A 15735-nucleotide genomic window follows, 5' to 3' on the forward strand; every position below is an offset into this window, starting at 1 on the left:
TGAAGGTCCGGTAGTTGATGGTCTCGGGCTTCTTGATCTCGCCGTACGACCAGGACAGAATCTTCTCAGGGCTCGCGATCGAAATCCGGATCTGGTCGAAGACCTGAGCCGGCGCCGTCGGGCTGAAAAGATTCATGATCTCTTGATTCATTGCCATCTCCGCTATGCCGGCATGCCACCGGCCGCAAATTCTAGAAACAAAGGCGTTAGAGGCCGGGCTGCATTTTCACGAAGACGCGCTTCGCGCTTTTGGAGCCCGGCCGGACGCTTGTTATTCGGCGGCTTCCGCCGTCGGCGACGGGCCATGGCCCGGCGCCTTGGAGTTGTGCAGGTCGACGTTGAGGCCGAGCGAGCGCATTTCCTTGACCAACACGTTGAACGATTCGGGGATGCCCGCTTCGAACGTGTCGTCGCCGCGCACGATGGCTTCGTACACCTTGGTACGGCCGGCGACGTCGTCCGACTTGACGGTGAGCATTTCCTGCAAGGTGTACGCGGCGCCGTAAGCTTCGAGCGCCCACACTTCCATTTCGCCGAAACGCTGGCCGCCGAACTGCGCCTTGCCGCCGAGCGGTTGCTGGGTGACCAGCGAGTACGGACCGATCGAACGGGCGTGGATCTTGTCGTCGACCAGGTGGTGCAGCTTCAGCATGTAGATGTAGCCGACCGTGACCGGACGCTTAAACTGCTCGCCAGTCTGGCCATCGTACAGGATCGACTGGCCCGAACGCGCCAGGCCGGCCTTCTCCAACAGGTTCTCGATGTCGTCGATGTGGGCGCCGTCGAATACCGGGGTCGCGAACGGCACGCCCTTCGACAGGTTCTTGGCCAGTTCGATCAGCTCTTCCGTCGTATCGGGAAGCTCCTGGTCGGGGCCGTAGATGTCGCGCAGGTGATCAAGCAGGGCCTGCTTCTGACCACCGTTCTGCCAGGCTTCGAGCAGATCCGCGATCTGCTTGCCGAGGCCGGCAGCCGCCCATCCGAGGTGGGTTTCGAAGATCTGACCCACGTTCATCCGCGAAGGCACGCCCAGCGGGTTCAGAACGATGTCAACGTGCTGACCGCTTTCCAGGTACGGCATGTCCTCGATCGGAAGGATCTTGGAGATGACACCCTTGTTGCCGTGACGGCCGGCCATCTTGTCCCCGGGCTGAAGCTTGCGCTTCACGGCCACGAAGACCTTGACCATCTTCATCACGCCGGGGGGCAGTTCGTCGCCGCGTTGCAGCTTCTCGACCTTGTCCTCGAAGCGGCGGTCCAGCGCCTTGCGGGCGTCCTCGAACTGCTTCTTCATGGCTTCGAGCTCGCCCATCGCCTTCTCATCGTCGAGGGCGATCTGCCACCACAGGCCGCGCGACAGCTCGCCCAGCTTGGCTTCGGTGACGACGCCGCGGCCCAGGCCCTTGGGCCCCGAGGTGGCGTTCTTGTCCAGGATCAGCGGCTTCAGGCGGCCATAGACGTTGCGCTCGAGGATCTTGAGCTCGTCGTCGCGGTCCTTGCCGAGGCGTTCGATTTCCGAACGCTCGATGGCGATGGCGCGCTCGTCCTTGTCGACGCCGTGGCGGTTGAAGACGCGCACGTCGACGATGGTGCCGGCGACGCCGGGCGGCAGGCGCAGGCTGGTGTCGCGGACGTCCGAAGCCTTCTCGCCGAAGATGGCGCGCAGCAGCTTCTCTTCCGGCGTCATCGGGCTCTCACCCTTCGGCGTGACCTTGCCGCACAGGATGTCGCCCGGCTGGACCTCGGCGCCGATGGCCACGATGCCGGCTTCGTCGAGGTTGCGCAGGGCTTCCTCGCCGACGTTCGGGATGTCGCGGGTGATCTCTTCCGGCCCCAGCTTGGTGTCGCGGGCCATGACCTCGAACTCCTCGATGTGGATCGAGGTGAAGACATCGTCGCGCACGATACGCTCGGAGATCAGGATCGAGTCTTCGAAATTGTAGCCATTCCACGGCATGAAGGCGACGAGGGCGTTGCGGCCCAGGGCCAGTTCGCCCAGGTCCGTCGACGGGCCGTCGGCGATCACGTCGCCGACCTTCACTTCATCGCCCACGCGCACGATCGGGCGCTGGTTGATGCAGGTCGACTGGTTGGAACGCTGGAACTTCGACAGACGGTAGATGTCGACGCCCGAACGGCCGGCGTCGGCTTCGTTGGTGGCGCGCACGACGATGCGGGTGCCGTCGATCTGTTCGACGACGCCGTCACGACGGGCGACCACGACGGCGCCGGAGTCCACGGCCACGATGGCCTCCATGCCGGTGCCGACCAGCGGTGCATCGGACTGGACCAGGGGCACGGCCTGACGCTGCATGTTCGCGCCCATCAGGGCCCGGTTGGCGTCGTCGTTTTCCAGGAAGGGGATCAGGGCGGCGGCGACCGAAACGACCTGTTTCGGCGACACGTCCATCATGTCCACGTCGGCGCGGATCAGCAGTTGCGAGTCGCCGTTGATCCGGCCCGGGACCAGTTCCTCGACGATCATGCCGTCCTTGAGCTCGATGTTGGCCTGGGCGATGGTGTATTTCGCCTCTTCCATGGCCGAGATGTAGACCACCTCGTCCGTGGCCCGGCCGTCCTTAACGCGACGGTAGGGGCTCTCGATGAAGCCGTATTTGTTGACCCGCGCGTGCGTGGCCAGCGAGTTGATCAGGCCGATGTTCGGGCCTTCCGGCGTCTCGATCGGGCAGATGCGGCCGTAGTGGGTCGGGTGCACGTCGCGGACTTCAAAGCCGGCGCGCTCGCGCGTCAGACCGCCCGGGCCAAGCGCCGAAAGGCGACGCTTGTGCGTGATCTCGCTGAGCGGGTTGGTCTGGTCCATGAACTGCGACAGCTGCGACGAACCGAAGAACTCGCGCACGGCCGCGGCGGCCGGCTTGGCGTTGATCAGGTCGTGCGGCATCACCGTGTCGATATCGACCGAGGACATACGCTCCTTGATGGCGCGCTCCATCCGCAGCAGGCCGACGCGGTACTGGTTCTCCAGCAGCTCGCCGACCGAACGGACCCGGCGGTTGCCCAGGTTGTCGATGTCGTCGATCTCGCCCTGACCGTCCTTCAGGCCGACGAGGATCTGCAGCACGCGCAGGACGTCGTCCTTGCGCAGCACGCGGATTTCATCCGAAACGTCCGGGGTCTCCAGACGCATGTTCATCTTCACCCGGCCCACGGCCGACAGGTCGTAGCGCTCGCTGTCGAAGAACAGCGAGTTGAACATGGCTTCGGCGGCCTCCGGCGTCGGCGGCTCGCCCGGACGCATGACGCGATAGACGTCGAACAGAGCGTCCTCGCGGCCGGTGTTCTTGTCGATGCGCAGGGTGTTGCGCATGTAGGCGCCGACCGTGACGTGGTCGATGTCCAGCACGTCGATGGTGGTGAAGCCGAAGCTCTCCAGCAATTCGATGGTCGGCTGGTCCAGCTCGTCGCCGGCCTCGGCGTAGATTTCGCCGGTCTCATAGTTCACCGCGTCGGCGGCCAGGTATTTGGTCAGCAGGGCGTCGGCGGCCAGCGACAGGGCCTTGACCGTGTCGCCCAGCTTCTTGGCCTGACGGGCGCTGATCTTGGTGCCGGCGGCGGCGACGATCTCACCGGTGTCGGCGTCGACCAGATCGAACTCGGGCTTCACACCCTTCCAGCGCTCGGCCTTGTACGGGGTGACCCAGCCTTCGCCGCGCTTCTCGTAGGGCACGGTCTCGTAGAAGGTCTTGAGGATTTCCTCGCCGTCCATGCCCAGACCCATCAGGAAGGTCGAGGCCGGCAGCTTCCGGCGGCGGTCGATACGGACGTAGACGATGTCCTTGGCGTCGAACTCGAAGTCGAGCCACGAACCGCGGTACGGAATCACCCGGGCGGCGAACAGCAGCTTGCCCGAGCTGTGCGTCTTGCCCTTGTCGTGGTCGAAGAAGACGCCCGGCGAACGGTGCATCTGCGAGACGATGACCCGCTCGGTGCCGTTGACGACGAAGGTGCCCTTGTCGGTCATGAGCGGGATGTCGCCCATGTAGACGTCCTGCTCCTTGATGTCCTTGACCGAGCGCGCGCCGGTCTCTTCATCCGCCTCAAACACGATCAGGCGCAGCTTGACCTTCAGCGGCGCGGCATAGGTCATGTCGCGCTGGATGCATTCCTCGACGTCGTATTTCGGGTCCTCGAACTCGTAGGAGACGTATTCCAGGATGGCGCGTTCGTTGAAGTCCTTGATCGGGAACACCGACTTGAACACCGCCTCGATGCCCTGATCCTTGCGCGGTCCCGAGCGCACTTCGCGCTGCAGGAACTGCTCATAGGAGGCGCGCTGAACCTCGATCAGGTTCGGCATCTGCACCGCTTCAGGAATGCGGCCGAACGAGTGGCGGATGCGCTTCTTGCCGGTAAAGGTGGTGGCGTGGGCGAACTGGCCGTTGGCGACGGCGACTTCGGCTTTGGACTTGGCCATTCTGTCTTCCCAATACGCAACCCGGGCAGGTCGCGATCAATGCAGCAGCCACGGCTCCGCCTCTCGGGCGACCCGTGACCATCGGTTTCGACGTCCACCCTCGGGCCTTGCGGCGCCAGGACGTCTGAAATTGCAGGGCTCCCTGGGGAGGAGCGCACCTTCGCACCGGTCGGAGGGCGACAAACCGGGCCTCGGCGCTTTCGCGCGCATCTCATACTGAGTTAGCGGAACCGGGTCATATACTCGCTTTTCCGACGAAATAAAGGCCCTTTCCCCCTTTCGTTTACGAATGGCGCCACGGCTTCACGCGGGCGGCTTGATCCTGCTAGCGTCGCCTCATGACCCGCACCCTCCTGATCGTCGCCGCCGCCCTTTCCCTCGCCGCTTGCGCCACCGCGCAAGAGCGGGCGCCCGCCGCCACACCGGGCGTCGGCACGCTGGAAGCCTGGGCCGCCGGCAATGCGCAATATCTGGTCGCCAACGGCGCCCGGCGCGGCTGGACCACCACCGAATCGGGCCTTCAGTACCGCCGCGTCGGTCGTGCCCATCCGAACGGTCGCCAGCCGGTCGCGACCGACACGGTCAAGGTCCACTACCGCGGGACCTTCGTCGACGGGCGCGAGTTCGACAGTTCATACAGCCGGAACGAACCGGCCGAGTTCCCGCTGAACCGGGTCATCAAAGGCTGGACCGAAGGCGTGGCCCTGATGCGCGAGGGCGAGACGTTCGAATTCGTCATCCCCGCCGCGCTCGGCTACGGCGAACGCTGGGTCGGCGGCGGCGACCTGCCGCCCAACTCCACCCTGCTGTTCACCGTTGAGCTGCTGGAAGTGAAACCCGTCCCGGCGACGAGCTGACCTCCCCGGCCCTCCGCGCGACAAGCAGCCCCAGCCCCAACGACTGGCGGAACCACCAACATGACAGCGAATTAATCCCGGGGGCCTTCCGTCGGGTTGACCCTTGCCTGCGCCCGGCGTGATCTGCGCCCCTGCCCGTCCAGCCGGAAGTCATCGATGAAGCGTCTGCTCCTGTCCGTTTGCGCCGCCGCCGTTGTATTCGGCGCCGCTCCCGTCCTCGCCCAGGTCGGCACGCCCGCCCTGGACCGGCCGCTGGCGCCGATCCCGGCCCCGCGCGATGTCGCTTATCCCGGCGTCATTACCCTCGACGTGGACGCCACCGACACCGACCGCCACATCGTCTCGGTCCGGCAGACCATCCCCGTCGCCGGTCCCGGCCCGCTGGTCCTGCTCTATCCGCAGTGGATCCCCGGCGCACACGGTCCGGTCGGTCCGGTCGACGACGTCGCCGACCTGCACGTCAGCGCCAACGGTCAGGAACTGCGCTGGGTCCGCAACACGGTCAACACCAACGCCTTCCAGGTCGAGGTTCCGGCCAGCGCGACCTCGGTCGATGTCGCCTTCAAATGGCTGACTCCGATCGAGGACCCGCAGGGGCGGGTCGTCATCACCGACGAGATGCTGAATATCCAGTGGGAAAAGGCCATCCTCTATCCGGCCGGCTACTACTCACGTCAGATCACGGTCCAGCCGACATTGCACCTGCCCGCCGGCTGGCAGTACGGCGCGGCGCTGGACACAACCTCGTTCCAGAACGGGGTCGCGGTCTTCGCCCCCATAACTCTGGAGCATCTGGCCGACAGCCCGGTCTTCGCCGGCGCCCACTATCGCCAGATCGACCTTGATCCGGGCGGCCGCTCGCCGGTGCGGCTGAACATCGTGGCCGACGACGCCGACATGCTGGCCGCGACCGACGAACACATCCAGCTGCACCGGAATCTGGTCGATCAGGCCGACTACCTGTACGGCGCGCGCCATTTCAACCACTACGACTTCCTGCTGGCTGTCTCGGACCGCCTGGGCGGCATCGGGCTGGAGCACCACCGCTCGTCCGAGAACAGCGTCGGCACGACCTATTTCACCACCCCGGCCTCAGCCCTCGCCGATCGCGATCTGCTGGGCCACGAATACACCCACTCCTGGAACGGCAAATGGCGGCGGCCCGCCGACCAGCTCACGCCGACGCTGAACGAGCCGCTGCAGAACTCCCTGCTCTGGGTCTATGAGGGCCAGACCCAGTACTGGGGCCTCATCCTGACCGCCCGCGCCGGGTTGATGTCGAAACAGCAGGCGCTGGACATCCTCGCCAACACCGCCGCCTCCTATGCCGAGGACAACCCCGGCCGCTCGTGGCGGGCCATGCAGGACACCACCAACGATCCCATCATCACCCAGCGCCGGCCCCAGCCCTGGAGCAGCTTCCAGCGCGGCGAGGACTATTATCGCGAAGGTGCGATGATCTGGCTCGACGCCGACACCCTGATCCGCGAACAGTCGGGCGGCCGCCGCTCGCTGGACGACTTCGCCAAGGCCTTCTTCGGCGTTCAGGACGGGAACTGGGATCCGGCCCCCTACACCTTCACCGATGTCACCTCGACGCTGAACGGGGTTCAGCCCGGCGATTGGGCCGCCTTCCTGCGCACCCGGCTCGACGCCGTCGGTCCCGGAGCCGCCGGTCCGCTGGGCGGCATTGAGCGCGGCGGATATCGCCTTGTCTGGAGCGCCACGCCCAACGCCTGGTCCCGGGCGCTGAACACCGAGCTCGAGCGGGTCGACTTCGCCTATTCGCTCGGCCTCAGCCTGAACAACGCCAACCGGGTCACCGCCGTCCGCTGGGGCTCCCCCGCCTTCGAGGCCGGCCTGACTTCGGGCTGGGAGGTGGTGGCCGTCAACGGCCGCGCCGCCAGCGCCACGACCATCGCCGAAGCGATCACCGCCTCCAGCGGCAACACCACCCCAATCGAGATGATGCTCAAGAAGGACGACCGCTTCCGCACCATCCGCTTCGACTATCACGGCGGCCTGCGCTACCCCGCTCTCGAACGCATCGAGGGAACCCCCGACCGTCTCGGCGACATCCTCGCCCCCCGCCGCCGTTGATTGTGAGGGACAAGATGATCCGCACCGCCGCCCTCGCCCTGCTCCTGACCTCGGCCGCCTTGCCGGCCCTGGCCCAGGTTCCGGCCTCCCAGGCCCAGACGCCCCTTCCCGCCCCGACCAGCCTGCCGCACGCCCTGCCGCCCATCCCGGCCCCGCAGGACCGCGACTATCCGGGGACCATCGGCATCCGGGTCGATCTCACCGACCTCGACCACAAGGTCATCCGCACCCGCCAGACCATTCCGGTCAGCGCCGGTCATCTGGTGCTGCAATATCCGAAATTCATTCCCGGCAACCACGCCGACACCGGGCCGATCCAGCTGGTCTCGGGCGTGACAGTCACCGGTGGCGGGCAGCGGATCGAATGGGTGCGCGACACCGTTGATCCCCACGCCTTCCACCTCGACATCCCGGCGGGCGTGACGGAAATCGAGGTCGCCTTCGAATGGCTGACCCAGCCCGACAACGCCGTCTGGCGCGTGGTCATGACGCCCGAGATGGTCAATCTTCAGTGGGAGAAAGCCCTGCTCTATCCGGCGGGCTACAACCACGACCGCATCACCTTCGCCCCTTCCGTCGTACTGCCCGCGGGCTGGCGGTACGGCGTGGCCCTCGACACCGTGTCCCACGAGGGCGACGTGGCGACCTTCGCCCCGATCTCGCTCGAACATCTGGCCGACAGCCCGATGTTCGCCGGCAAACATTATCGCCGCATCGACATCGATCCGGGCGGCCGCTCGCCGGTGCATCTGAACCTGATCGGCGACACCGCCGCCTCCATCAACGCCACGCCGGAGTGGATCGCTCGCTATGAATCCCTCGTCGATCAGGCCGACCGCCTGTTCGGCGCCCGCCACTATGACCGCTATGAATTCCTGCTCGGCCTGACCGCGAAGATGGGCGGCATCGGCCTGGAGCATCACCGATCGTCCGAAAACACCGCCGCGCCCGACTATTTCTCGACCGCCAACCCCGACTACGGGGCCCGGGGGCTGCTGCCGCACGAATACGTCCACAGCTGGAACGGCAAATTCCGCCGTCCGTCAGACGAATACGTCCCAAACTTCAACGTCCCCACCCAGAATTCCCTCATGTGGGTCTATGAGGGCCAGACCGAATACTGGGGCGACGTCCTGACCCCCCGCTCCGGTCTCGGCACGGTCGAGGAGGCCGTCGTCAACCTCGCCGAGGTGGCCGGCTTCTACGACCAGCAGCCCGGCCGCCGGTGGCGCGCCCTGCAGGACACCACCAACCACAACCTGCTCGGCTACCGCACCACCAATCCATGGTCGTCATGGATGCGCGGCACCGGCGACTACTACCGCGAAGCCCTGCTGATCTGGCTCGACGCCGACACCCTGATCCGCGAGGCGACCAACGACCGCAAATCCCTCGATGATTTCGCCAGGGCATTCTACGGCATTGAGGACGGCGTCTGGGAGGCCCGGCCCTATACCTTCGATGACGTGGTCACACACCTCAACGCCGTGCATCCCCACGACTGGGCGACCTTCCTCCGCACCCGGCTCGACGCCGTCGGGCCGGACGCCAGCGCCCCGCTGGACGGCCTCGCCCGCGCCGGCTGGCGACTGACCTGGGTCGACGAGCTGACTGCGGTCGAGAAACGGATTCTCGGCGGCTGGGCGACGGACTTCCAGTATTCGCTCGGCTTCAGCCTCGGCGCCGGCAACCGCATCACCGGCGTGCGCTGGGGCAGTCCGGCTTTTGACCAGGGCCTCGGCGCCGGCTGGGAGCTGATCGCCGTCGGCGACCGCGTCGCCTCCGCCGAGGTCCTGCGTGACGCCGTCACTGCGGCGAAGACGGGGACCGATCCCATCGTCCTGGTGGTGAAGCGCGGCGACGAATTCCGCACCCTGTCGTTCGACTACCACGACGGCCTGCGCTACCCGCGTCTGGTTCGGATCGAGGGAGCCCGCGACCGCTTGGCCGACATCTTCGCGCCCCGGCCGAGGTAGGCTACCGTATAGAATGCCGGAGCCATCGCCGCACCGGAGTTCTGGGGATAGTCGATGCGAACCTTGGCCGTTGCGACCGTCAGATTGTGGTTTGCTGGAATCCTGGCGCTCATCTTCCTAGCCCCTCCGGCCCTGTCCGCCCAACCCGTGGACCGGCTTGACCGGTCCGCGGCGATGTCCTTGATCCCACTTGCGCCCGCCGAGTTCGAATATGAATGGAACGCCCGGCTGGCGGCAGCCTTGCAGGTCGCCACCGAACCCTTTGAGCGCGCGGCGCTAAGGGCGCGTTGGGCCCAAGGATATCTCGACTACGAGTACTTTCGGTGGCGCGATGGCGGTCATCTCGCATCGATTGACTGGCAGGCCCGGACGGCGGCCATCGACGCCGTGGATCGCAACGACCCCGCCCTACTCGCCCTGCCCCCGCACCGGGCTTTCCTGAATGCCTGGGTTCGCGCGGAGGCGCGCCGCCTGCTTCGTTCCGACCCAGCGCGCCGTGTCGGAAACGTCGTCTGGCTGAACGCCGCCTTCGAGGTGGTCGAACGGAATGTTTCGAATCCCACGGTCCGCGACGCCGTTCTGGGCCAGGAGTTGTTGACCTTCATTGATGAGAACGGAGCGAAGGGCGTCCAGCCGCTGCTCGAGCGCTTTGACCGCATAGCCGCCGATCGCGACGCGGTCGCCGCAGCGTGGCAGGCATATCAGACACAGCTTGACGCCGAGCACGACCACCTGGTCGAGATCTACAAGGTCGTTGGCCCAGCCAGCCTCGCCGTTCACATCTTCCGGCCCGAGGGCGCGCCGGCCCGCCGCGCGCCGGCGGTGTTGTGGTTCCATGGCGGCTCGGGCGACACCGGCGCCTGGAGCCACTGCCCCGCGTTCTGCCGACGGTTCAGGGAGCTTGGACTCGTCGTTCTGCAGGTTGAATATCGGACCTATCAGCGTTTCGACTCGACGCCCCTGGACGCCTTGGCGGATGCGCGGTCGGCTGTGCGCTGGGCGAGGGCGAACGCCCCACGGCTGGGCCTTGACCCCCAGCGCATCGCCGTCGCCGGTTTCTCGACCGGAGCCACCTTGGCAGCGCAGACGCTCACGGTGGACGGCTTCGACGATCCCGACGATGATCTGGCGGTTCCGGCCCGGCCTGACGCAGCAGTGTTGATTTCCGGCTGTTACGAACCTGAAGCGGACGCCTATTACCGGCGGGTGCTGGATGGCCAGGCGGACCTGGCGCGCCTCTCCCCGGTCGTACTGGCGGGGCCTGGACTGCCTCCCTCGCTGGTGATCCATGGTAGGGCGGATCGCACCTGCGAATTCGAGGCGGCCGAACGCTTCGTGACCGCAGCCGCAGGCTCGGCCCATATGATCGCCTTGGCCGAGCAGCCGCACTTCTTCGTCTTTTCCGCCCCCCCGGCCCGCCGTGAGGCGCTCGACGCAACGACGGCTTTTCTCGCGGAAGCCGGCTGGATCGACCGGCCTGCACCGTAAAGAAAATGGGCCGGGGATCACTCCCCGGCCCGTCTCTCAAGATCGCCCTCAAGCAGCGAGGCTCCGCGAGCCTCGCGTCAGGGCAAAAATGGCTTCTTACTTGATCTGCACCGTGGCGCCGGCTTCCGTCAGCTTCTTGGCGACTTCCTCGGCGTTCTGCTTGGAGACGTTCTCGACGACGTTCTGCGGAGCGCCTTCGACCAGGTCCTTGGCTTCCTTCAGGCCCAGGTCCGAACGGACGCCGCGGACTTCCTTGATGACGTTGATCTTCTTGTCGCCGCCGTTGATCAGCACGACCGTGAATTCGGTCTGCTCTTCAGCAGCTTCGACCGGAGCGGCGGCGCCGCCGCCGGCAGCGGCCATGGCGACCGGAGCAGCGGCGCTGACGCCCCACTTTTCTTCCAGCAGCTTGGACAGTTCGGCGGCTTCCAGAACGGTCAGTTTGGACAGGTCTTCAACGATTTTGGCGAGATCGGCCATGGTGTGTTTCCTTCGGAGGATTGGGTTTCAGTAGAGAGTTTGCAGAGATGAAAGAGGCGGGTCCGCTTACGCGGCGTCCTTCGTGGCGTATGCGTTGAAAACGCGGGCCAGTTGGGCAGCCGGGGCTTGCACGACGCCGGCGATCCTGGTCGCAGGCGTGTTGAGCAGGCCGAGGAACGAGGCGCGGATCTGATCCAGCGACGGCAGTTTGGAGAGAACCTCCACGCCCTTCGCGTCCAGAACCTTGTCACCCATAAAGCCGCCCAGGACGATGAACTTGTCATTGGCCTTGGCGTATTCAGCGGTGATCTTGGCGGCCGTCACCGCATCGTCGGCGTATGCGATGCCCACGGGACCCTTGAACAGGCCGTGGTATTCGCTGCCTTCGTCGGCTTCGAGCGCCTTGAGCGCCAGGCGGTTCTTGACCACCTTGAACGTGCCGCCGGCAGTACGCAGGCGTCCACGCAGGTCTTCCATATCCGCAACGGTCAGACCCAGGTTGTGGGTCACGACCACGGCGCCCGCGTCGGCGAAAACGCCCTTCAGCGTCTCGATCGACTCGGCTTTTTGTGCGCGGTCCATTGCGGTCTCCAGTCTGTATTCGCCGCCGGGCTTATTCCCGACGACGGATTGGCCAAGGCGCGCCGCATCGCTGCGAAGCGTTCAGGCCGGTCGTATTGTCCGAAGGAAGCTCGAACCCCGACGCCCGGATACCGGAACGTCTGGCGTCGTCTGCATCCCCATCTCCCCACGGCGTCAGAGGGCTCTCTGACATTTATGGCCCAGGTGACCCCCAGACCCCGAAGTTCTCGGACAGGACCGCCGCGGCCGAAGCTGCGACGGAAGAGGCGCGCTCTATACACGGACCCGCGCAGAACTCAAGCGCCGGCTCTTCCCAAGCGTGACCGAACCGGTTCAGATGCCGCAACGTGGGGACGTGAGCATGACCGAAGCAACCGAAGCGACCGGCCGAAACAGCCTGGGGCGAACCGCTTCGCCCATGCTGGCGGGCTTTCGCCTGCTGACAGGCCTGCTGCAGGGCGCGGCCCTCTGGTGGCTCTATCGCTCGGCGCGGGGCGACGCCATGGAATGGCCCGCGACCGTGCCGGCGCTGTTCGGGCCGTTGGCCATGATCCTGTTCATGGTACCGGTGCTGCTGCTGGCGGGCGCCGGACGGATGCGCTGGCCGGTCCTGCTGGGCTGGACCTTGGCCGCAACAGCCTTCCTCGGTCTACTGGGCTGGTATGACGTCGCCTCCCATGTCGCCGGCGAGTTCGGATCGAACCGATACCCGCCGTTCCTGTCTTGGCCCATGCCCCTGTTCGCGGCCACGGCCCTGTTCATCGGCCACCATCTGGTCCTGCCGGCCGATATGGAGCGGAAGTGGATCGCGGCCTTTCCGACCTATTTCGACACCGCCTGGAAGGCCGGCGTCCAGCTGGCGCTGTCCATCGGCTTCACCGGCGCGCTGTGGATTCTGCTCTTCCTCGGCGCGGCCCTGTTCAAAGTGATCGGCCTCGACTTCCTCCAGGACCTGATCTCCAAGGACTGGTTCTCCATCCCGGTCAGCTGCGTCACCTTCGCCACGGCCGTGCATCTGACTGACGTCCGCGACGGGCTGATCCGCGGCGTCCGCAGCGTCGTGCTGATGCTGCTGTCGTGGCTGCTCCTGCTCATGACGGTGCTGGCCGCCGGCTTCCTCGGCGCCCTGCCCTTCACCGGGCTGGACGGTCTGTGGGAAACGGGCAGCGCCACCGCCCTGGTGCTCTCGGCCGCCGCCGCGCTCATCATCCTGATCAACACCGCCTACCAGGACGGCCGCCCCGACAATCGGCCGCCCGCGGTGCTGCGCGGCGGCGTGCGCGTCGCCGCTGTCCTGATCACCCCGCTGATCGTCATCGCCGTCTGGGGTCTGGCCCTGCGGATCGGCCAGCACGGCCTGACGCCGGACCGGATCATCGCCTTCGCCTGCGCCGTCATCGGCGCCGCCTACGCCGCCGGCTACGGCTTCGCCGCCCTCAGCCCCTTCTGGCGCAAGGGCGCCGACTGGATGCGGCCGCTGGAGCGCACCAACGTCTGGACGGCCGTGCTGGAGGTCGCCGTCATCCTCGCCCTGTTCAGCCCGATCGCCGACCCCGCCCGCCTGTCGGTCGCGGATCAGATGGCCCGCCTGGAGCGCGGAGCTGTCAAGCCGGACCAGTTCGACTACCGCTTCCTGCGCTTTCAGAGCGGAACGGCCGGAGAGGCGGCGCTGGAGCGGCTCACCGGCTCGACCGATCCCGTCGTCGCGCGCAGCGCCCGCAACGTTCGGGAAGTCGAGAATCGCTGGGACAACACCGACATTGGATCACCCAACCGGACGCCGGTGTTCGAGATCGCTCCTGTGGGCGCGGCGCTGCCGCCGGGCTTCGCCGTTGCGGTGCCACCGACCGACGCACGCGCCGAATGCAATACGTCGGGAACCTGCGTGGCGACCGCACGGGACATGAACGGAGACGGTTCACTGGAGGTTCTCGTCGCGGACAACTGGGCCATCCAGTTGTGGACCCGCGAAGCGTCGGGTGCCTGGTCGAAAGCCGGCCAGTGGACCTCCCGACAGTGCTACGGACCAGGCTCCACACGGCCTGACATGCGCGTGGTGCTGCGCAAAGGCGACCTGCGGTCCGTCGAGCCTGTCTGGCCGGAGCTTGAAGTCGACGGCGTCCGCACCGGACCCTTCGACCCGGATCGCGACTGCCGTCCGGTGGCGACCGCCCCCCGTTAACCCTGCGCTCACCCTGCCCCCCAACCCGATCTTCACCTTGTGACGGCTAAAATGTCCCGGAATGAGCCAGTCCCGCTTGAACGAGGACCGGCCGCAATCGTGATGTTGAAGGGGCTGCACCCATGGCGAAGACCGTTCTCGTGGTCGACGACGATCCCACCCAGCGCCGCCTCGCGCAGGCCGTGCTGGAGCGTGAGGGATACGCCGTCGTGCACGCTGAATCAGGCGGCGAGGCGATCGACCGCCTGACCAAGGGCGGGGGCGCCGACGTGGTCCTGCTCGACATGGTCATGCCGGGCATGAGCGGCATGGAGGCTCTCGCCGAAATCCGCACCGCCGGCGTAACGACCCCGGTCATCGTCCTGACCGCCTCGGCCGGCGTGGACGCGGTGGTCAAGGCCATGCAGGCCGGGGCCCAGGACTTTTTCGTCAAGCCGGTCTCGGCCGAACGCCTGCTGGTCGGCGTCTCCAACGCCCTGCAGCTGACCCGGCTGACCGCCGAGGTTGGGCGGCTGAAGAAGCACGTCTTCGGTCGCACCTCTTTCAACGATCTGGTCGGTCAGAGCCCGCCCATGCGGATGGTCAAGTCGCTGGGCGCCCGCGCCGCCAAATCCTCCATTCCGGTCCTGATCACCGGCGAGAGCGGCGTCGGCAAGGAAGTCATCGCCCGCGCCCTGCATGGCGCCAGCGACCGGTCGGGCAAGCCGTTCGTGGCCGTCAACTGCGGCGCCCTACCGTCGAACCTGATCGAGTCGATCCTGTTCGGCCACGAAAAGGGAGCCTTCACCGGCGCCCACGACAAACACCTCGGCAAATTCCAGGAGGCCAACGGCGGCACCCTGTTCCTCGACGAGATCGGCGAACTGCCGCTGGACATGCAGGTCAAGCTGTTGCGCGCCCTGCAGGAGGGCGAGGTCGATCCGGTCGGCGCCAAACGCTCGGTCAAGGTCGATGTCCGCATCGTCTCGGCCACCAATCGCGACCCGGCCCAGCAGGTCCGCGCCGGCGCCTTCCGCGAGGACCTGTTCTATCGCCTCAATGTCTTCCCGATCGAGGCCCCGTCCCTGCGCGAGCGCCGCGAGGACATTCCCGCCCTGATCGATCACTTCATCGCCCGCTTCAATGTCGAGGAGGGCAAGCGCGTCGCAGGCTGTTCGGGGGAAACCCAGGCCCTGCTGTGCGCCTTCGACTGGCCCGGCAACGTCCGCCAGCTGGAGAACGCCGTCTACCGCGCCATCGTCCTGGCCGACGCGCCCTTCCTGCAACCGCACGACTTCCCGGCGATCTCGGGGCTCGCAGCCAGTTTCCTCCCCCCCATGGGGGAGGTGGATCGCGGCGACAGCCGCGAGACGGAGGGGGCCGACGCCGCTGCCCTCTCGATCGACCTGCCGCCCCTTCCCGACACCCCCATCCGCATCCTCGATGAACGTGGCCACCTGCGCACCCTTGAGGAGATCGAACGCGACCTGATCCAGCACGCCATCGAGGTCTATGCCGGCCATATGTCCGAGATCGCCCGCCGCCTCGGCATCGGCCGCTCGACCCTGTACCGCAAGGTCCGCGAACAGGGGCTGGAAGGCAGCCTCAAGGAAGTCGGCTGAGGTTTTCCGGCAACGGCCCGGCGAAGGCCGGAGT

Annotated in this window: 10 protein-coding genes; 6 read left to right on the forward strand and 4 right to left on the reverse strand. The window is 66.5% G+C overall.

What is annotated here, in order from left to right; translation table 11 throughout:
- Together Q8K49_RS14880 and rpoB are read right to left on the reverse strand one after the other, a co-directional pair.
- On the reverse strand, window positions 1–151 hold a 151-nt coding region (locus Q8K49_RS14880; RefSeq protein WP_370867775.1), incomplete at its 3' end, for a hypothetical protein.
- 120 nt (window positions 152–271) lie between these two features.
- Window positions 272–4435 carry a DNA-directed RNA polymerase subunit beta gene (gene rpoB / locus Q8K49_RS11130; RefSeq protein ID WP_305306109.1) on the reverse strand — a complete coding sequence of 1388 codons (4164 nt, stop codon included), beginning with the start codon at window positions 4433–4435 and terminating at the stop codon, window positions 272–274.
- A gap of 338 nt (window positions 4436–4773) precedes the next feature.
- On the opposite strand from rpoB, the gene Q8K49_RS11135 reads away from it, so the two are divergent.
- From Q8K49_RS11135 to Q8K49_RS11150, 4 genes are all read left to right on the forward strand, one after another.
- The gene (locus Q8K49_RS11135) at window positions 4774–5292 is read left to right on the forward strand and encodes an FKBP-type peptidyl-prolyl cis-trans isomerase (RefSeq protein ID WP_305306111.1); all 519 of its coding nucleotides are present in this window, start codon (window positions 4774–4776) and stop codon (window positions 5290–5292) included.
- A gap of 156 nt (window positions 5293–5448) precedes the next feature.
- Window positions 5449–7392: a M61 family metallopeptidase gene (locus Q8K49_RS11140; protein ID WP_305306113.1), complete on the forward strand. Its 1944-nt coding sequence runs from the start codon at window positions 5449–5451 to the stop codon at window positions 7390–7392.
- A gap of 14 nt (window positions 7393–7406) precedes the next feature.
- Window positions 7407–9368 (forward strand): M61 family metallopeptidase, encoded by a 1962-nt coding sequence (locus Q8K49_RS11145; protein WP_305306115.1) that lies wholly within the window; start codon window positions 7407–7409, stop codon window positions 9366–9368.
- Between the two features lie 180 nt (window positions 9369–9548).
- Window positions 9549–10856, forward strand: coding sequence for an alpha/beta hydrolase (locus Q8K49_RS11150; RefSeq protein ID WP_305306116.1), 1308 nt, complete (start codon window positions 9549–9551; stop codon window positions 10854–10856).
- A gap of 96 nt (window positions 10857–10952) precedes the next feature.
- Here the strand turns inward: Q8K49_RS11150 and rplL are convergent, their stop codons facing one another.
- Both rplL and rplJ read right to left on the reverse strand, forming a co-directional pair.
- Window positions 10953–11336, reverse strand: a complete 384-nt coding sequence (gene rplL / locus Q8K49_RS11155; RefSeq protein ID WP_305306118.1) for a 50S ribosomal protein L7/L12 — start codon at window positions 11334–11336, stop codon at window positions 10953–10955.
- 66 nt (window positions 11337–11402) lie between these two features.
- Entirely contained in the window at window positions 11403–11918 is a 516-nt protein-coding gene (gene rplJ, locus Q8K49_RS11160) for a 50S ribosomal protein L10 (protein WP_305306120.1), read from the reverse strand.
- 361 nt (window positions 11919–12279) lie between these two features.
- Here rplJ and Q8K49_RS11165 point away from each other — a divergent pair, with 361 nt between their 5' ends.
- Both Q8K49_RS11165 and Q8K49_RS11170 read left to right on the forward strand, forming a co-directional pair.
- Window positions 12280–14100, forward strand: coding sequence for a DUF4153 domain-containing protein (locus tag Q8K49_RS11165; protein ID WP_305306122.1), 1821 nt, complete (start codon window positions 12280–12282; stop codon window positions 14098–14100).
- Between the two features lie 122 nt (window positions 14101–14222).
- The gene (locus tag Q8K49_RS11170; protein WP_305306124.1) at window positions 14223–15701 is read left to right on the forward strand and encodes a sigma-54 dependent transcriptional regulator; all 1479 of its coding nucleotides are present in this window, start codon (window positions 14223–14225) and stop codon (window positions 15699–15701) included.
- The last annotated feature ends 34 nt before the right edge of the window (window positions 15702–15735 follow it).

This window comes from Brevundimonas sp., from assembly GCF_030682035.1.
Taxonomy (GTDB): Bacteria; Pseudomonadota; Alphaproteobacteria; order Caulobacterales; family Caulobacteraceae; genus Brevundimonas.